At 64.0% G+C, this 14,695-nt stretch carries 13 protein-coding genes; 3 read left to right on the forward strand and 10 right to left on the reverse strand.

Annotation, left to right across the window (positions count from 1 at the left end; all coding sequences use genetic code 11):
* The first annotated feature begins 8 nt into the window (after positions 1-8).
* Genes zwf through pgl form a run of 3 tightly spaced genes read left to right on the forward strand, consistent with a single transcriptional unit; the run spans position 9 to position 3,279 of the window.
* On the forward strand, positions 9-1,553 hold the full coding sequence (gene zwf, locus OK352_RS14610; RefSeq protein WP_265142242.1) for a glucose-6-phosphate dehydrogenase: 1,545 nt from the start codon (positions 9-11) through the stop codon (positions 1,551-1,553).
* Positions 1,550-2,512: a glucose-6-phosphate dehydrogenase assembly protein OpcA gene (locus OK352_RS14615; RefSeq protein ID WP_265142243.1), complete on the forward strand. Its 963-nt coding sequence runs from the start codon at positions 1,550-1,552 to the stop codon at positions 2,510-2,512. Before zwf ends, OK352_RS14615 begins: the two co-directional genes overlap by 4 nt.
* Positions 2,509-3,279: a 6-phosphogluconolactonase gene (gene pgl, locus OK352_RS14620; RefSeq protein WP_265142244.1), complete on the forward strand. Its 771-nt coding sequence runs from the start codon at positions 2,509-2,511 to the stop codon at positions 3,277-3,279. The genes OK352_RS14615 and pgl overlap by 4 nt, the downstream gene beginning before the upstream one ends.
* A gap of 78 nt (positions 3,280-3,357) precedes the next feature.
* On the opposite strand, the gene OK352_RS14625 is transcribed toward pgl, so the two are convergent.
* The 10 genes from OK352_RS14625 to uvrA all read right to left on the reverse strand — a co-directional run bounded on the left by OK352_RS14625 (position 3,358) and on the right by uvrA (position 14,617).
* Positions 3,358-3,714 carry an RNA polymerase-binding protein RbpA gene (locus tag OK352_RS14625; protein ID WP_265142245.1) on the reverse strand — a complete coding sequence of 119 codons (357 nt, stop codon included), beginning with the start codon at positions 3,712-3,714 and terminating at the stop codon, positions 3,358-3,360.
* 12 nt (positions 3,715-3,726) lie between these two features.
* A complete protein-coding gene (gene secG / locus OK352_RS14630; RefSeq protein WP_265142246.1) occupies positions 3,727-3,978 on the reverse strand; it encodes a preprotein translocase subunit SecG in 252 nt (83 codons plus the stop codon).
* Positions 3,979-4,062: 84 nt separating this feature from the next.
* Positions 4,063-4,854, reverse strand: a complete 792-nt coding sequence (gene tpiA, locus OK352_RS14635; RefSeq protein WP_265142247.1) for a triose-phosphate isomerase — start codon at positions 4,852-4,854, stop codon at positions 4,063-4,065.
* Entirely contained in the window at positions 4,842-6,044 is a 1,203-nt protein-coding gene (pgk, locus tag OK352_RS14640; protein WP_265142537.1) for a phosphoglycerate kinase, read from the reverse strand. The genes tpiA and pgk overlap by 13 nt, the downstream gene beginning before the upstream one ends.
* Positions 6,045-6,073: 29 nt before the next feature.
* Entirely contained in the window at positions 6,074-7,078 is a 1,005-nt protein-coding gene (gene gap / locus OK352_RS14645) for a type I glyceraldehyde-3-phosphate dehydrogenase (protein WP_265142248.1), read from the reverse strand.
* A 105-nt stretch (positions 7,079-7,183) separates the two neighbouring features.
* Positions 7,184-7,810, reverse strand: coding sequence for a superoxide dismutase (locus OK352_RS14650; RefSeq protein ID WP_265142249.1), 627 nt, complete (start codon positions 7,808-7,810; stop codon positions 7,184-7,186).
* Between the two features lie 121 nt (positions 7,811-7,931).
* Positions 7,932-8,906, reverse strand: a complete 975-nt coding sequence (gene whiA, locus OK352_RS14655) for a DNA-binding protein WhiA (RefSeq protein WP_265142250.1) — start codon at positions 8,904-8,906, stop codon at positions 7,932-7,934.
* Between the two features lie 33 nt (positions 8,907-8,939).
* Entirely contained in the window at positions 8,940-9,818 is an 879-nt protein-coding gene (gene rapZ / locus OK352_RS14660) for an RNase adapter RapZ (protein ID WP_265142251.1), read from the reverse strand.
* Positions 9,819-9,857: 39 nt separating this feature from the next.
* The gene (gene uvrC, locus OK352_RS14665; RefSeq protein WP_265142252.1) at positions 9,858-11,723 is read right to left on the reverse strand and encodes an excinuclease ABC subunit UvrC; all 1,866 of its coding nucleotides are present in this window, start codon (positions 11,721-11,723) and stop codon (positions 9,858-9,860) included.
* Positions 11,724-11,725: 2 nt separating this feature from the next.
* Entirely contained in the window at positions 11,726-14,617 is a 2,892-nt protein-coding gene (gene uvrA, locus OK352_RS14670; protein WP_265142253.1) for an excinuclease ABC subunit UvrA, read from the reverse strand.
* Between the last annotated feature and the right edge of the window lie 78 nt (positions 14,618-14,695).

Consider the following 14,695-nt stretch of genomic DNA (forward strand, 5'->3'; position numbering starts at 1 on the left):
GGAGCCGAATGTCACCGGTGGACATCACACCAGAGTTCAACCCGCTTCGATTGAGCATCGATCGCAGGCTGAACCGCATTGCGGGGCCGAGCGGCCTCATCATCTTCGGGGTGACGGGCGATCTTTCTCGGAAGAAGCTCATGCCCGCGGTCTACGATCTGGCGAACCGGGGGCTGCTGCCCCCGGGGTTCGCGCTCGTCGGCTTTGCGCGACGTGACTGGGAAGATCAGGACTTCGCGCGCGTCGTTCATGACGCTGTGAAAGCCCACGCACGCACGCCCTTCCGCGAGGAAGTGTGGGAGCAGCTGTCTCAGGGCATCCGGTTCGTCTCCGGCGAGTTCGGAGACGACGAGGCGTTTGCACGGCTCGGAGAGACGATCAGCGAGCTCGACACCACCAGGGGAACGATGGGCAACCATGCGTTCTACCTGTCGATCCCGCCGAAGGCGTTCCCCCAGGTGACGTCGCAGCTCAAGCGTTCTGGTCTTGCGGAAGAACGTGACGGAAAGTGGCGTCGTGTCGTCATCGAGAAGCCGTTCGGCAGCAATCTTGAGACAGCTCGAGAGCTGAACGACGTCGTGGAGTCGGTGTTCCCCGCCGATTCGGTGTTCCGGATCGACCACTACTTGGGCAAAGAGACAGTGCAGAACATCATGGCGCTGCGCTTTGCCAATCAGCTGTTCGAGCCGCTGTGGAACGCCAACTATGTTGACCACGTGCAGATCACGATGGCCGAAGACATCGGCGTCGGCGGTCGAGCCGGCTACTACGACGGCATCGGCGCTGCCCGCGATGTGATTCAGAACCATCTGCTGCAGCTTCTCGCTCTCACCGCGATGGAAGAGCCCGGATCGTTCGACGCCGCTGACCTGCGTGCGGAGAAAGAGAAGGTGCTCGCCGCCGTGCGGCTCCCCGACGACCTGAGAACGGCGACAGCCCGCGGGCAGTACGCCGGTGGATGGCAGGGTGGCGAACGAGTCCGTGGCTTCCTCGACGAGGACGGCATGAACCCGGAATCCACCACCGAGACGTATGCCGCGATGAAGCTTCTCATCAATACACGGCGCTGGGCCGGAGTGCCCTTCTACCTGCGCTCCGGCAAGCGGCTCGGCCGCCGGGTCACTGAGATCGCCGTTGTGTTCAAACGGGCTCCGCAGTACCTGTTCGAAGAATCGCAGACGGCCGAGCTCGGTGAGAATGCGCTGGTGATCCGTGTGCAGCCGGACGAGGGCGTCACGATCCGTTTCGGATCGAAGGTGCCCGGCGCTGGAATGCAGGTGCGCGACGTCACGATGGACTTCGGCTACGGCCACGCGTTCACCGAGGCCAGCCCGGAGGCATACGAGCGTCTGATCCTCGATGTGCTGCTGGGCGACCCGCCGCTGTTTCCCCGCCACGAGGAGGTTGAGCTCTCATGGAAGATCCTCGACCCGATTGAAGAGTTCTGGGCCGAACAGGGCGGCCCGCTTGAGCAGTATGAACCGGGGACGTGGGGGCCGGCGTCGGCCGATGAGCTCCTCACCCGAGACGGCCGTGGCTGGAGGCGTCCATGATCATCGACATTCCCGATACGACAACGAGTGCCGTGTCCAAGCGGCTCGTAATGCTGCGCGAAGAGGGCGGCGTCATCGCCCTGGGACGGGTGCTGACTCTCATCATCATCGCGAATCGCGGTGATGAGGAAGAAGCGATTGAGGCGGCGAACGACGCATCTCGCGAGCATCCCATGCGCGTGATCGTGATCTCGCTCGCCGGCCCGGACGACGACTCCGAGACCCGGATCGACGCGCAGATTCGCGTCGGTGGCGACGCCGGCGCGAGCGAAGTGATCATCCTGCGAGCATATGGGGAAGCCTCAGAGAACAAGGTCAGCCTCGTCACCGCGCTCCTGCTGCCCGATGCGCCCGTGGTGGCATGGTGGCCGGGAGAGACCCCGACCAATGTGTCCGAATCACCGATCGGGCAGATCGCGCAGCGACGGATCACCGATGCGTCGGCCCACGCCGACCCCCACGAGGCTCTGCGGCAGCTCGCGGCATCATACGCGCCCGGTGACACCGACTTCGCGTGGACACGTCTGACGCTCTGGCGGGCGCAGCTTGCCGCTGTTCTCGACCAGCCGCCTTTCGAGCAGATCACTGCCGTCCACGTCACGGGAGCTGCCGACTCGCCGTCGACAACGCTCCTGGCTGCGTGGTTGCAGCTGCAGCTCGACGTACCCGTCACCTGCGAGTTGACTCGCGGGGTCGCCGGCCCGGGAGGCATCCACGGTGTGGAGATGACTCGCGCATCGGGGACGTTCTCACTCGAGCGGCCGCTGTCCAATATCGCGACCCTGACGATTCCGGGCCAGCCGGTGCAGGATATCGCACTTCCACGACGAAACCTCCGCGACTGCCTGGCGGAAGAGCTCCGGAGGCTGGACCCCGACGTTCTGTATGGTGACGTGTTAACGAGAGAAGTCGCCGTGCTCGAGGGCACGTCGGTGAAGTCCGCGGAGGGAACCCTGTGACCAACGAACGACGCGTGCTGATTCACGCAGACAAGCCCGCACTTGCCGCCTCGATTGCGGCGAGGTTTCTGACGAAGGTCGTCGATCTCCTGGACGAACAGGATCGCGTGAATATCGTCCTCGAAGGCGGACGTGTCGCTCTCGACGTGCTGACGCAGATCAATGCGAACCCCGCACGCGACACGGTTGATTGGGGTCGCGTGCACTTCTGGTGGGGCGACGAGCGCTTCGTGCCGCGCGGGCACGACGACCGCAACGATGCGAAGGCGCGGACCGCGCTTCTCGACCACATTGCGCTCCCCGAGTCCAACATCCATCCGATGCCGTCCTCAGACGACGACGGTGAGCTGGAAGCGGCGGCAGCCACCTACGCGGCAGAACTGCGTGAGAACGCCGACGGTGATTCGGCACTCCCCCGCTTCGACATCACTTTTCTGGGTGTGGGACCCGATGGGCACACAGCTTCTCTCTTCCCCGACCACCCGCAGGTGCTCGAGAAGGAGGCCACGGTGCTGCCGGTCACGGATTCTCCGAAGCCGCCCGCAGAGCGTCTGACGCTCACGCGTCCCGCGCTCAACTCGTCCCAGAGGATCTGGGTCGAGATCGCCGGTGCCGAGAAGGCATCATCCCTCGGGCTGGCGCTGGCCGGTGCCGCGTACTCCGAAGTGCCCATCGCGGGAATCAAGGGACGCCGCCGCACCGTGTTCTTCGTTGACGAAGAGGCGGCCGCCGAGGTGCCTGAGAACCTGATCGCGCAGTCTTACTGAGCGTCTCGGATAGAGAACGGCTCGGGCCCCGCACACGATGTGCGGGGCCCGAGCCGTTGGTATCAGGTCTGACGCGCCTCAGGCGGTTCCGCGGCGTTCGCGAAGCTGCGTCAGAGCGTCTTGAAGGAGCTGCTCCGCTTCCTCATCCGTCCGCCGCTCTTTCACATAGGCCAGGTGTGTCTTGTACGGCTCGTTCCGCAGTGCCGCCGGCGGATTCCCCTTGTCACGCCCGGCAGGGAGCCCTGAGGTGGGCGAGCTGATCGTCTCGGGAATCTCCTCGTCGGGAACATCCGCCGCGAAATACCGGACGGTCTCGTTGCCCAACGCGTCCCAGTACGAGATCGCAACGCGTTCCGCATGGTGCCCGTGATCCTGCTCGCCCATGGGGCCGGCGCCGACGCGAGCCCCTCGAATGGTGTTTCCTCCGAGTGCCATATATGACCTTTCCTAGACGCCCGACTGGAACTTGGTGATGAGCCCGAGCACAACGATGCAGGCGAACCACAGGGTTCCCAGCAGGACTGTGATGAGGTTCAGGTTGCGCTCTGCGACGCCGGAGGCGCCGAGGTTCGACCCCATCCCGCCACCGAACATGTCGGACAGACCGCCACCACGCCCTTTGTGGAGCAAGATGAGGAACGTCAGCAGCAGGCTCGTTATTCCAAGCACTACCTGGAGGATGATCTGGAGAATCTCCACGGGGGACCTTTCACTTCGGATGCGCCGGGCACGGCAAGACCACGACGATTATACGCGAGAGTATGCCGTGCCCGAACCCGGCGTTCAGACGCCGACGTGCTTCTGGTAGCGAGCGATGTTCGAGAACTCGGTCACGTCGAGGCTTGCCCCGCCGACGAGCGCGCCGTCGACGTTGGGCTCACGCATGAATCCAGCGATGTTGCCGGACTTGACGGAGCCGCCGTACAAGATGCGTGTGCGACCGGCAGCGTCCTCGCCCAATGACTCGGTGATCACCGTACGCAGCGCCGCTGCCACCTGCTCAGCCTGGTCGGGCGTCGCCGCCTGACCCGAACCGATGGCCCACACGGGCTCATAGGCGACAACGACATCGGCATCCGAGGCGACGCCTTCGAGCGCGGCGCGCAGCTGCGCGACAGGAACCGCAGACGACCCATGCTTCTCGAGATCCTCTGCCGTCTCTCCGACGCAGATCACGGGAGTAACACCGTGCTTCAGCGCTGCTGCCGTCTTCGCGTGCACGACGTCGTCTGTCTCGTTGTGCAGCGTGCGGCGCTCGGAATGACCGATGATCACATACCCGCACTCCAGCTGGCTGAGGAAGGCGCCCGAAATCTCACCGGTGAACGCTCCCGAATCCTGCGCCGACACGTCCTGCGCCCCATAGCCAAGTGGAAGCTTGTCTGCAGACACGAGCGTCTGCACGCTGCGCAGGTCGGTGAACGGAGGGAAGACGGCGACCTCGACAGCGTCAAAGTCGTGCTTGGCGTCCTGCAGACTCCAGGCGAGCTTCTGAACAAACGCGATCGCCTGAAGATGATCGAGATTCATCTTCCAGTTGCCGGCGATGAACGGGGTACGTGTTACTGCTGCCATCCAAGGACCTCCAGTCCGGGGAGCTTCGTGCCCTCGAGGAATTCGAGGCTGGCACCGCCGCCCGTAGAAATGTGGCCGAACTGATCGTCGGCGAAACCAAGTGCGCGAACGGCGGCTGCCGAATCGCCTCCGCCGACGACGCTGAGACCGGTGACGCGGGTGAGTGCTTCGGCGACAGCCTTCGTTCCGGCTGCAAACGGCGCGAGCTCGAAGACGCCCATCGGGCCGTTCCAGAACACCGTCGTCGACGCGGCGATCCGCCGCGCGAAGTCGTCTGCGGTCTGCGGTCCGATGTCGAGTCCGAGACCGGATGCTCCGAACGAGGTGTCTTCGATCGAGTCGATCGGGCGCACCTCGTGCTCAGCATCCGCGCTGAAAGCGGATGCCACGACGACGTCCGTCGGCAGGACGATTTCGACACCGCGGTCTGCCGCCTCGGCAAGATACGACTTCACCGTGTCGATCTGATCGCTCTCAAGGAGACTCGATCCGACGCTGTAGCCCTGCGCGGCGAGGAACGTGAACAGCATTCCTCCCCCGATCAGCAGGGAGTCGACACGTGGGAGGAGGTGCTCGATCACGCCGAGCTTGTCTGAGACTTTCGATCCGCCGAGAACGACAGCGTACGGACGCTGCGGGTTCTCGGTGAGGCGATCAAGGACGGTCAGCTCCGACTCGATCAGGGTGCCCGCCGCGCTGGGAAGCAGCTGCGGAAGCTCGTAGACGCTCGCCTGCTTGCGGTGGACGACGCCGAAGCCGTCGGAGACGAACGCGTCGCCGAACTCCGCGAGCTTCGCGGCGAACTCGCGCCTCTCGGCCTCGTCTTTACTGGTCTCCCCCACGTTGAAGCGAAGGTTTTCCAGAACGGCGATCTGGCCGTCCTGGAGCCCGGCAACAGCGTTGGACGCCGCATGACCCACCGTGTCTGCGGCGAAGGTCACCGGGCTGCCGAGCAGCTCGCTGAGGCGCTGAGCGACCGGGGCGAGACTGTACTGAGAGTCGGGAGAGCCCTTCGGGCGACCCAGGTGCGAGATCACGACGACGCGAGCGCCCTGATTGATGAGTGCATTGAGGGTGGGCAGAGACGCGCGAACGCGTCCGTCGTCGGTGATGACCCCGTCCTTGAGAGGGACGTTCAGGTCACACCGGACGACGACGCGTTTGCCGCTCAGCGAACCCAGCGTTTCCATTGTGCGAAGCACGCTGATGATCCCCGACCTTAGAGGCGCTCGGCCACGTACTCGGTCAGGTCGACAAGGCGGTTGGAGTAGCCCCACTCGTTGTCGTACCAGCTGGAGAGCTTGACCTGGTTTCCGATGACGCGCAGCAGGCCCGAGTCGAAGATCGACGAGTGCGCATCGTTTACGATGTCGCTCGAAACAATCTCGTCTTCGGTGTACTTGAGGATGCCCTTCAGCGGTCCCTCCGCTGCGGCCTTGTAAGCGGCCTTGACCTCGTCGACCGTGACGTCGCGCGATGCCTCGACGGTCAGGTCGGTGATCGAACCGGTGGGAACCGGGACGCGCAGCGCGAAGCCGTCAAGCTTGCCCTTGAGCTCGGGGAGCACGAGGCCGATGGCCTTGGCTGCGCCCGTCGACGTCGGGATGATGTTGACGGCGGCGGCGCGGGCACGGCGAAGATCCTTGTGCGGGCCGTCCTGCAGGTTCTGGTCTGCCGTGTAGGCGTGAACCGTGGTCATGAGGCCGCGCTCGATGCCGAAGGTGTCGTTGAAGACCTTGGCGAGCGGTGCCAGGCAGTTCGTGGTGCACGAAGCGTTCGAGATGATGTGGTGGTTCGCCGGGTCGTAGTCCTGCTCGTTGACGCCAAGAACGAACGTGGCGTCTTCGTCGGTCGCCGGGGCGGAGATCAGAACTTTCTTGGCGCCTGCATCGATGTGCTTGCGGGCGTCAGCGGCGTTGGTGAAGCGTCCTGTCGACTCGATGACGATGTCGACTCCGAGCTCACCCCACGGGAGCTTCGCCGGGTCGCGCTCTTCGAAAACCTTGATGGACGTGCCGTTGACGGTGATCTGCTCGCCGTCGAAGCTGACGTCCGCATCAAGACGACCCGTGATCGAGTCGTACTTGAGGAGGTGGGCAAGGGTCTTGTTGTCCGTGAGGTCGTTGACTGCAACGATCTCGAGGTCGCTCCCCTTGGCGAGAGCTGCGCGGAAGAAGTTGCGGCCGATGCGGCCGAACCCGTTGATGCCGATCTTTACTGACAAGAATGTCTCCTGTAACTGGGCGCTGTGGGGCGCGTTTTCACTGTGTCTCGCGAACGAGCTGGAGAGGGTTGTCCCAGACAGGAGTCCGGGACAACCCTGTCTGTCCTAAGACAGTACCAGCAGGCCTGAGGTCTTCTCACGTGCTGTTGTGAAGCGCTCCTGCACGTTCGCCCAGTCGACGATGTTCCAGAAGGCCTTCACGTAGTCCCCCTTGACGTTCTGGTAGTCAAGGTAGAAAGCGTGCTCCCACATGTCGAGGAGCAGCAGCGGGACGGTTCCCGCGGGGAAGTTCGACTGCTGGTCGTAGAACTGCTGGATCAGCAGCTTCTGGCCGATTGAGTCCCACATGAGCGCTGCCCAGCCGGAGCCCTGGATCCCCAGAGCGGCGGCGTTGAAGTGCGCCTGGAACTTGTCGAAGGAGCCGAAGTTGTCGGTGATGGCGGCGTCAAGCTCGCCCGTCGGACGGTCTCCGCCGTTCGGCGAGAGGTTGGTCCAGAAGATCGAGTGGTTGACGTGTCCGCCGAGGTTGAACGCGAGGTCCTTCTCCAGCTTGCTGACGTTGCCGAAATCTCCCGAATCACGTGCCTCCGCGAGCTTTTCGAGTGCGGTGTTCGCCCCCGTGACGTACGCCTGGTGGTGCTTCGAATGGTGGAGCTCCATGATCGTGCCCGAGATGCTCGGCGCCAGGGCACCGTAGTCATATCCGAGCTCAGGAAGCGTGTATTCAGCCATGTAGATCTCTCCGTTTCATCTCATGCGCGATGAGCCGCGCACGGCACTGAGTGACGTACTCAGTCTAGTCCTGACGACGCGTGTGGCTACCCACGGGCGGTCATCATGACGGTGAGTGACGTCAGTCGAGCTGCGTCGGCAGGTTGGCCTGTGTGTCAGGCAGGCCCTGATCGTGCGCCTTCTTGTCGGCCATGGCGAGCAGCCGGCGGATCCGTCCGGCGACAGCATCCTTCGTCATGGGAGGTGTGGCGAAATGCCCCAGCTCATCGAGACTGGCGTCACGGTGCTCCAGCCGGAGCTTGCCCGCATAGGACAGGTGTTCAGGCACATCGCTGCCGAGGATCTCTAGTGCGCGCTCGACGCGTGCACACGCGGCGACGGCAGCCTGGGCGGAACGCCGGAGGTTGGCATCGTCGAAGTTCACGAGTCGGTTCGCCGTTGCCCTTACCTCGCGCCGCTGCCGCATCTGCTCCCACTCGGTCACGGTCCGGTGTGCGCCCATGGCTGTCAGCATGGAGCCGATGGCCTCACCGTCGCGAATCACGACACGATGGACGCCTCGCACCTCGCGCGCCTTGGCCGAGATGCCGAGGCGACCTGCCGCCCCGACGAGCGCCATGGCCGACTCGTTGCCCGGGCACGATACTTCGAGCGCGGCTGAACGCCCCGGATCGGTCAGCGTTCCCCGTGCGAGGAAGGCGCCGCGCCAGATGGCGGCCAGTTCGTCACGCGACCCCGTCGTGAGACGGTTGGGAAGCCCACGCACCGGTCGGCGTCGTGAGTCCAGAAGCCCGGTCTGACGGGCCAGGGTCTCGCCGCCAGCGACAACGCGAACGAGGAAATACGGGGCGCGCCGGGAGCCGGAGGGCGAGATCGCGGTGGCCTCGCTGCGAACGCCGTAGAGCTCTGCCAAATCTTTGCGCACGCGTCGTGCGATACGCGGTGAGTCCACCTCGGACTCGATGGCGATTCGGCCCGAGATGATGTGGAGCCCGCCGCTGAATCGCAAGAGCGATGCGAGCTCGGCGGCACGCACCGTGTTGCGCGTCTCATCGACGGCGGTCAATTCGTCCTTGACATCGGCTGTGAGAGCCAATCGGTGTCCTATCTGCTTGTGGATCTCGGTCGTCTATTCGCGCCCGAGATCTCGGTGTTTCACGTTCACGACCACATCGGGTTGTTCCGTCAGGAAAGCGGCGAGACGCTCGGCCATGGCGACTGAACGGTGCTTTCCGCCTGTGCACCCCACGGCCACGACGGCATGCCGCTTGTTCTCACGCTGATAGCCGGTCAGAACCGGTTTCAGCGCTGCAGCATACGCGTCGAGGAACTCCTCGGCCCCGGGCTGCGCGAAGACATAGCCGTCGACCTCGGGTTCGAGGCCCGTGTGCGTTCGCAGTTCCGGAACCCAGAAGGGGTTCGGCAGAAATCTCGCATCAGCAATCATATCGGCGTCCGTGGGGATCCCGTATTTGAAGCCGAAGCTCATGACGGTGAGCTGCACACCCGGAGTCTCGTCGGTTTTGAAGAGGTCACGAACGGTCGAGCCGAGCTGGTGGACGTTGAGATCTGTGGTGTCGATCACCAGATCGCTGAGCTCGCGGATGGCCGCGACACGCGAGCGCTCAATGCGAATGCCGTCGAGAATGGTGCCGTCTCCCTGAAGCGGATGCGGCCGGCGCACAGCCTCGTAGCGGCGGACGAGAGCGTCGTCGGCCGCATCGAGGAAGAGCACGCGCAGGTGCGTCCCCTCACGCAGGCCCTGCAGCATCGAACGCAGATCGGCGAAGAAATCGCGGCCCCGAACGTCGACGACGACGGCAAGCTTCTCTGTGCCCTCGGCGCGCTCAGCGAGATCGACAAGAGGGCGCAGCATCTGCGGAGGCAGATTGTCGACGACGTACCAGTCGAGATCCTCGAGAGCATTCGCGACGCTGGAGCGTCCGGCCCCCGACATTCCGGTGACGATGAGGACTTCCTGCTGGGATGCTGGTTCATCGCTGGTCATGGTGAGTCTTCCGTTCGGGCGTTTCGGGTTGATACAAGACTACCCAGTGTGGAGCCGAGCATGAATTGCCTGAGCTAGAGCGGGTCCAACGCCCGGCGTCTCGGCGATCTGCTCGGGGCTTGCCGCCTTCAGCCTGGCGACGGACCCGAACTGGGTCAGAAGCGTCTTCACCCGGGCCGGGCCGACACCGGGAACCTCGCTCAGGACCGTCGAGATGTCGCGCTTGCGCCGCTTGCGCTGGTAGGTGATGGCGAATCGGTGCGCTTCATCACGCAGCCGCTGCACGAGGTAGAGAGCCTCGCTGTTTCTCGGCAGAATCGCGGGGAAATCGCTGTCAGGCAGCCAGAGCTCTTCGAGGCGCTTGGCGATGCCCGCGATCTGTATTCCGGTGCGGCCCGATTCCTCGAGGGCACGTCGTGCAGCTGCGACCTGTGGTTGCCCGCCGTCGACGAGGAGCAGCTGCGGCGGGTACGAGAACCGCCTGGGCGCAGCATCCGGTTCGGTCTCCGCAGGAGCGTCGTCCAGGTGCGCGAGCCGCCGCGTGAGCACTTGATACATCGAGTCGGTGTCATCCGTCGATTCCGCGATCGAGAACGTCCGGTACTGGTCTTTGCGGGCCAGGCCGTCTTCGAACACGACCATCGACGCGACGATGTTGGTTCCCGACAGATGGGAGATGTCGTAGCACTCAATGCGCAGCGGCGCCTCCGCCATTCCGAGGGCTTCCTGAAGGTCGGCCAGCGCCTGGCTGCGGGTCGCGAAGTCTGAGCTGCGGCGGGTCTTATGGCGGATGAGCGCCTGTTTGGCGTTGAGCACGGCGGTTTCCATCAGCGCCGCCTTCTCGCCGCGCTGCGCCGTCTTCAGCCGAACAGTTCCACGGCCGCGCAGCTGTGTGAGCCACGTCGAGATCTCTGTCGCGTCGTCCGGCATCAGCGGCACGATCACCTCGCGGGGAACATCGGCATCTGGCGAGTTGTACGCGGTGCGGATGACGCCCTCGATGAGATCGCCGGTCGTGACGTCGAGTTCTTTATCGACGGTCCACGAGCGCACACCGCGAATGCGACCGCCGCGCACGACGAACTGCTGCACCGCAGCAGAGAGCTCATCGTGCTCGATGCCGAACATATCGGCGTCCACCGAGTCCTTCATGACGACAGTGCTTTTCTCGAGCACAGCCTCAAGCGACAGCAGCTGGTCGCGGTACTTCGCGGCCGCCTCGTAGTCCTGCGTCTCAGCAGCATCCTTCATCAAGGCCTGAAGCTCACGCGTGAACCGCTTGTCGTTGCCGCTCATGAAGCTGACGAAGTCGTCGACGATGCGCCGGTGCTCCTCGATGCTGACCGTCATGGAACACGGGCCTCCGCACTTTCCGATCTGCCCGGGGAAGCACGGCTTGCCCGACTGCATTGCCCGCTTGTAACTCGAATCGGAGCACGTGCGAATTGGGAATGCCTTGATCATGAGGTCGATCGTGTCGTGCACGGCCCAGATCTTCGGGTACGGACCGAAATACCGTGCCCCCTTGATGCGCGGGTTGCGAGTGACCATGACGCGCGGCGCCTCGTCTGCCATCGTGACCGCCATATACGGGTACGTCTTGTCATCGCGGAACTTGACGTTGAACGGCGGCTCGAACTCCTTGATCCAGGTGTATTCGAGCTGCAGTGCCTCCACATCGCTGCCCACGACCGTCCACTCGACGCTGGATGCCGTCGTCACCATGCGCCTGGTGCGCTCGTGCAGTGAGCGCAGCGGCGCGAAGTAGTTGCTCAGTCGCGCCCGCAGACTCTTCGCTTTGCCGACGTAGAGCACGCGCCCCTGGGCGTCGCGGAAACGGTAGACACCGGGCTGCGTCGGGATCTCCCCCGGCTTGGGCCGGTAGGCAAGTTGCTGCTCGGGCACCGTCAACCCGCCCGGCGCGCTTCACCGATCTCGTCGGCGAAGATCTCTTTGAGGAACTTCCCGGTGTGGCTCTTCCGGGACCGCGCGACATCTTCCGGCGTTCCGGTCGCGATGATCTGACCGCCACCTGCTCCTCCCTCGGGGCCGAGATCGACGATCCAGTCGGCAGACTTGATCACATCGAGGTTGTGCTCAATCACGATGACCGTGTTCCCCTTGTCGACGAGACTGCCGAGAACGAGGAGAAGTTTGCGGACGTCTTCAAAGTGCAGCCCCGTCGTCGGCTCGTCGAGGACGTACACGCTGCGTCCGTTGGAGCGGCGCTGCAGCTCTGTCGCGAGCTTCACCCGCTGAGCTTCACCACCCGAGAGCGTTGTGGCGCTCTGCCCGAGCCGGACATAGCCGAGCCCGACGTCGACAAGCGTTTTGAGGTAGCGGTGGATCGCCGTGATCGGCTGGAAGAACTCCGCGGCCTCGACGATGGGCATGTCAAGGACCTCGGAAATGTTCTTTCCCTTGTAGTGCACCTGCAGGGTGTCGCGGTTGTACCGCGCTCCCCCGCAGACCTCGCACGCCACGTAGACATCGGGCAAGAAGTTCATCTCGATCTTGATCGTGCCGTCGCCCGAGCATGCCTCGCAGCGTCCGCCCTTGACGTTGAAGCTGAAGCGGCCGGGAAGGTAGCCGCGTGCCTTGGCCTCCGGTGTCTCCGAGAAGAGCGTCCGGATGCGGTCGAAGACGCCCGTGTACGTCGCCGGGTTGGAGCGCGGTGTTCGCCCGATGGGCGCCTGATCGACGTGCACGACCTTGTCGAGGGCGTCGATGCCCGTGACGCGCGTGTGCTTGCCTGGTACTTTGCGTGCGCCGTTCAGCTTGTTCGCCATGACGCGGTACAGGATGTCGTTCACGAGCGTCGACTTCCCCGAACCGCTGACGCCGGTGACGGCGGTGAACAGCCCAATGGGGAAATCAACGGTGACCTTCTTGAGGTTGTTGGCGGATGCCCCAACCACGGAGATCATGCGCTCGGAATCGGCGGGACGCCGGTCGGCGGGCGTCTCGATCTGACGACGACCTGAGAGGTAGTCGGCGGTGAGCGACCGCGTGTTGGCGAGCAGCTCTGAGACGGTTCCCGAATGCACAACGTGTCCGCCGCCCTCGCCCGCGCCCGGGCCGATGTCGACAACCCAGTCCGCCGTGCGGATGGTGTCTTCGTCGTGCTCGACGACGATGAGTGTGTTGCCGAGGTCGCGCAGAGCGATCAACGTCTCGATGAGGCGCCTGTTGTCGCGCTGGTGCAGCCCGATGCTGGGTTCGTCCAGAACGTACAGCACGCCTGTCAGCCCCGACCCGATCTGGGTCGCGAGGCGAATGCGCTGGGCTTCTCCGCCTGAGAGCGATCCCGCCGAACGCGACAGCGTGAGGTAATTGAGACCGACTTGGATGAGGAAGTCGAGTCGGACCTTGATCTCGCGCAGCACCTGCGCGGCGATCCGGGAATCTCGCTCGCTGAGAGCGAGCTCCTCCATGAAGTCGCGAGAGTCGGTCAGACTCAGATTCGACACGTCGGCGATGCTCGTTCCGTTGACGAGGACCGCGAGAACCTCGGGCTTGAGCCGCTTGCCATCGCATACGGGGCAGGGAATCTCGCGGAGGTACTCAGACCAGCGGGCCCGCTGTACGTCCGTCTCGGCCTGCATATACTGCCGTTCGATGTAAGGGATGACGCCCTCGAACCCGGACGTATACGAGACCTCACGCCCAAATCGGTTGCGCCATTTCACACGAACCTTGAAGTCCTTTCCGCGCAGCACAGCTTCACGGACGTTTTCAGGCAGTTCGTCCCAGGGGGCGTCGAGTGAAAAATCGAGATCGTTCGACAGCCCCACGAGAAGCTTCTCGTAGTACTGGTACAGGCCCTTGCCCTGGGTCGTCCACGGGACGATCACGCCCTGGCTGATGCTCAGCTTCTCGTCACCGAGCAGAAGGTCGGCATCGACGGACATCCGTGTGCCGAGGCCGGAGCACTCCGGGCACGCGCCGAACGGGGCGTTGAACGAGAACGTGCGGGGCTCGACCTCAGACAGCTGAATCGGGTGATTGTTGGGGCAGGACAGCTTCTCAGAGAACGTGCGCACGGCGTCGTCGCCCTCGGCATCCACGAAGTTGATCTGCACGACGCCATCGGTGAGTCGCAGCGCCGTCTCGAGCGAGTCGGTGAGGCGTGTCAGCATGTCGGGGCCGGCGACGAGACGGTCGACGACAACGGAGATGTCATGCTTGTAGGACTTCTTGAGCGTCGGCGGCGCGCTCAGCTGCACGGTCTCGCCGTCGACGACGGCGCGCGCGTAGCCGGATGCCGCGAGTTCGCTGAACAGGTCGACGAACTCGCCCTTCTTCTGCGAGACCACGGGGCTCATCACCATGTAGCGGGTGCCCTCGTCGAGCGTCATCAGCTGGTCGGCGATCTGCTGAACGGTCTGCCGCTGAATGGGTTCACCGCATTGGGGGCAGTGAGGGATGCCGATGCGCGCCCAGAGGAGGCGCATGTAGTCGTATACCTCGGTAATGGTTCCGACCGTCGACCTCGGGTTGCGGTTCGTCGACTTCTGGTCGATCGAGACCGCGGGGCTGAGCCCTTCGATGAAGTCGACATCGGGGCGGTCGACCTGCCCGAGGAACTGGCGCGCGTAGGCCGAGAGTGACTCGACATAACGGCGCTGCCCCTCGGCGAAGATCGTGTCGAAGGCGAGCGATGATTTGCCCGACCCGGAGAGCCCCGTAAAGACGACGAGGGAGTCGCGCGGGATCTCCACGTCGACGTTGTCGAGATTGTGGACTCGGGCCCCGCTGACCGACAGAGTGGTGTTCGAGGAAGCTGGTGAAATCGTCACTCCCCTAGCCTAATCGTGGCCACCGACAGAGCACTCAGGATGGCTTCACAGAGCGCGGCATGAAGCGCACAATGGCCT

The sequence above is a fragment of the Microbacterium sp. MPKO10 genome (genome assembly GCF_026107415.2).
Taxonomy (GTDB): Bacteria; Actinomycetota; Actinomycetes; order Actinomycetales; family Microbacteriaceae; genus Paramicrobacterium.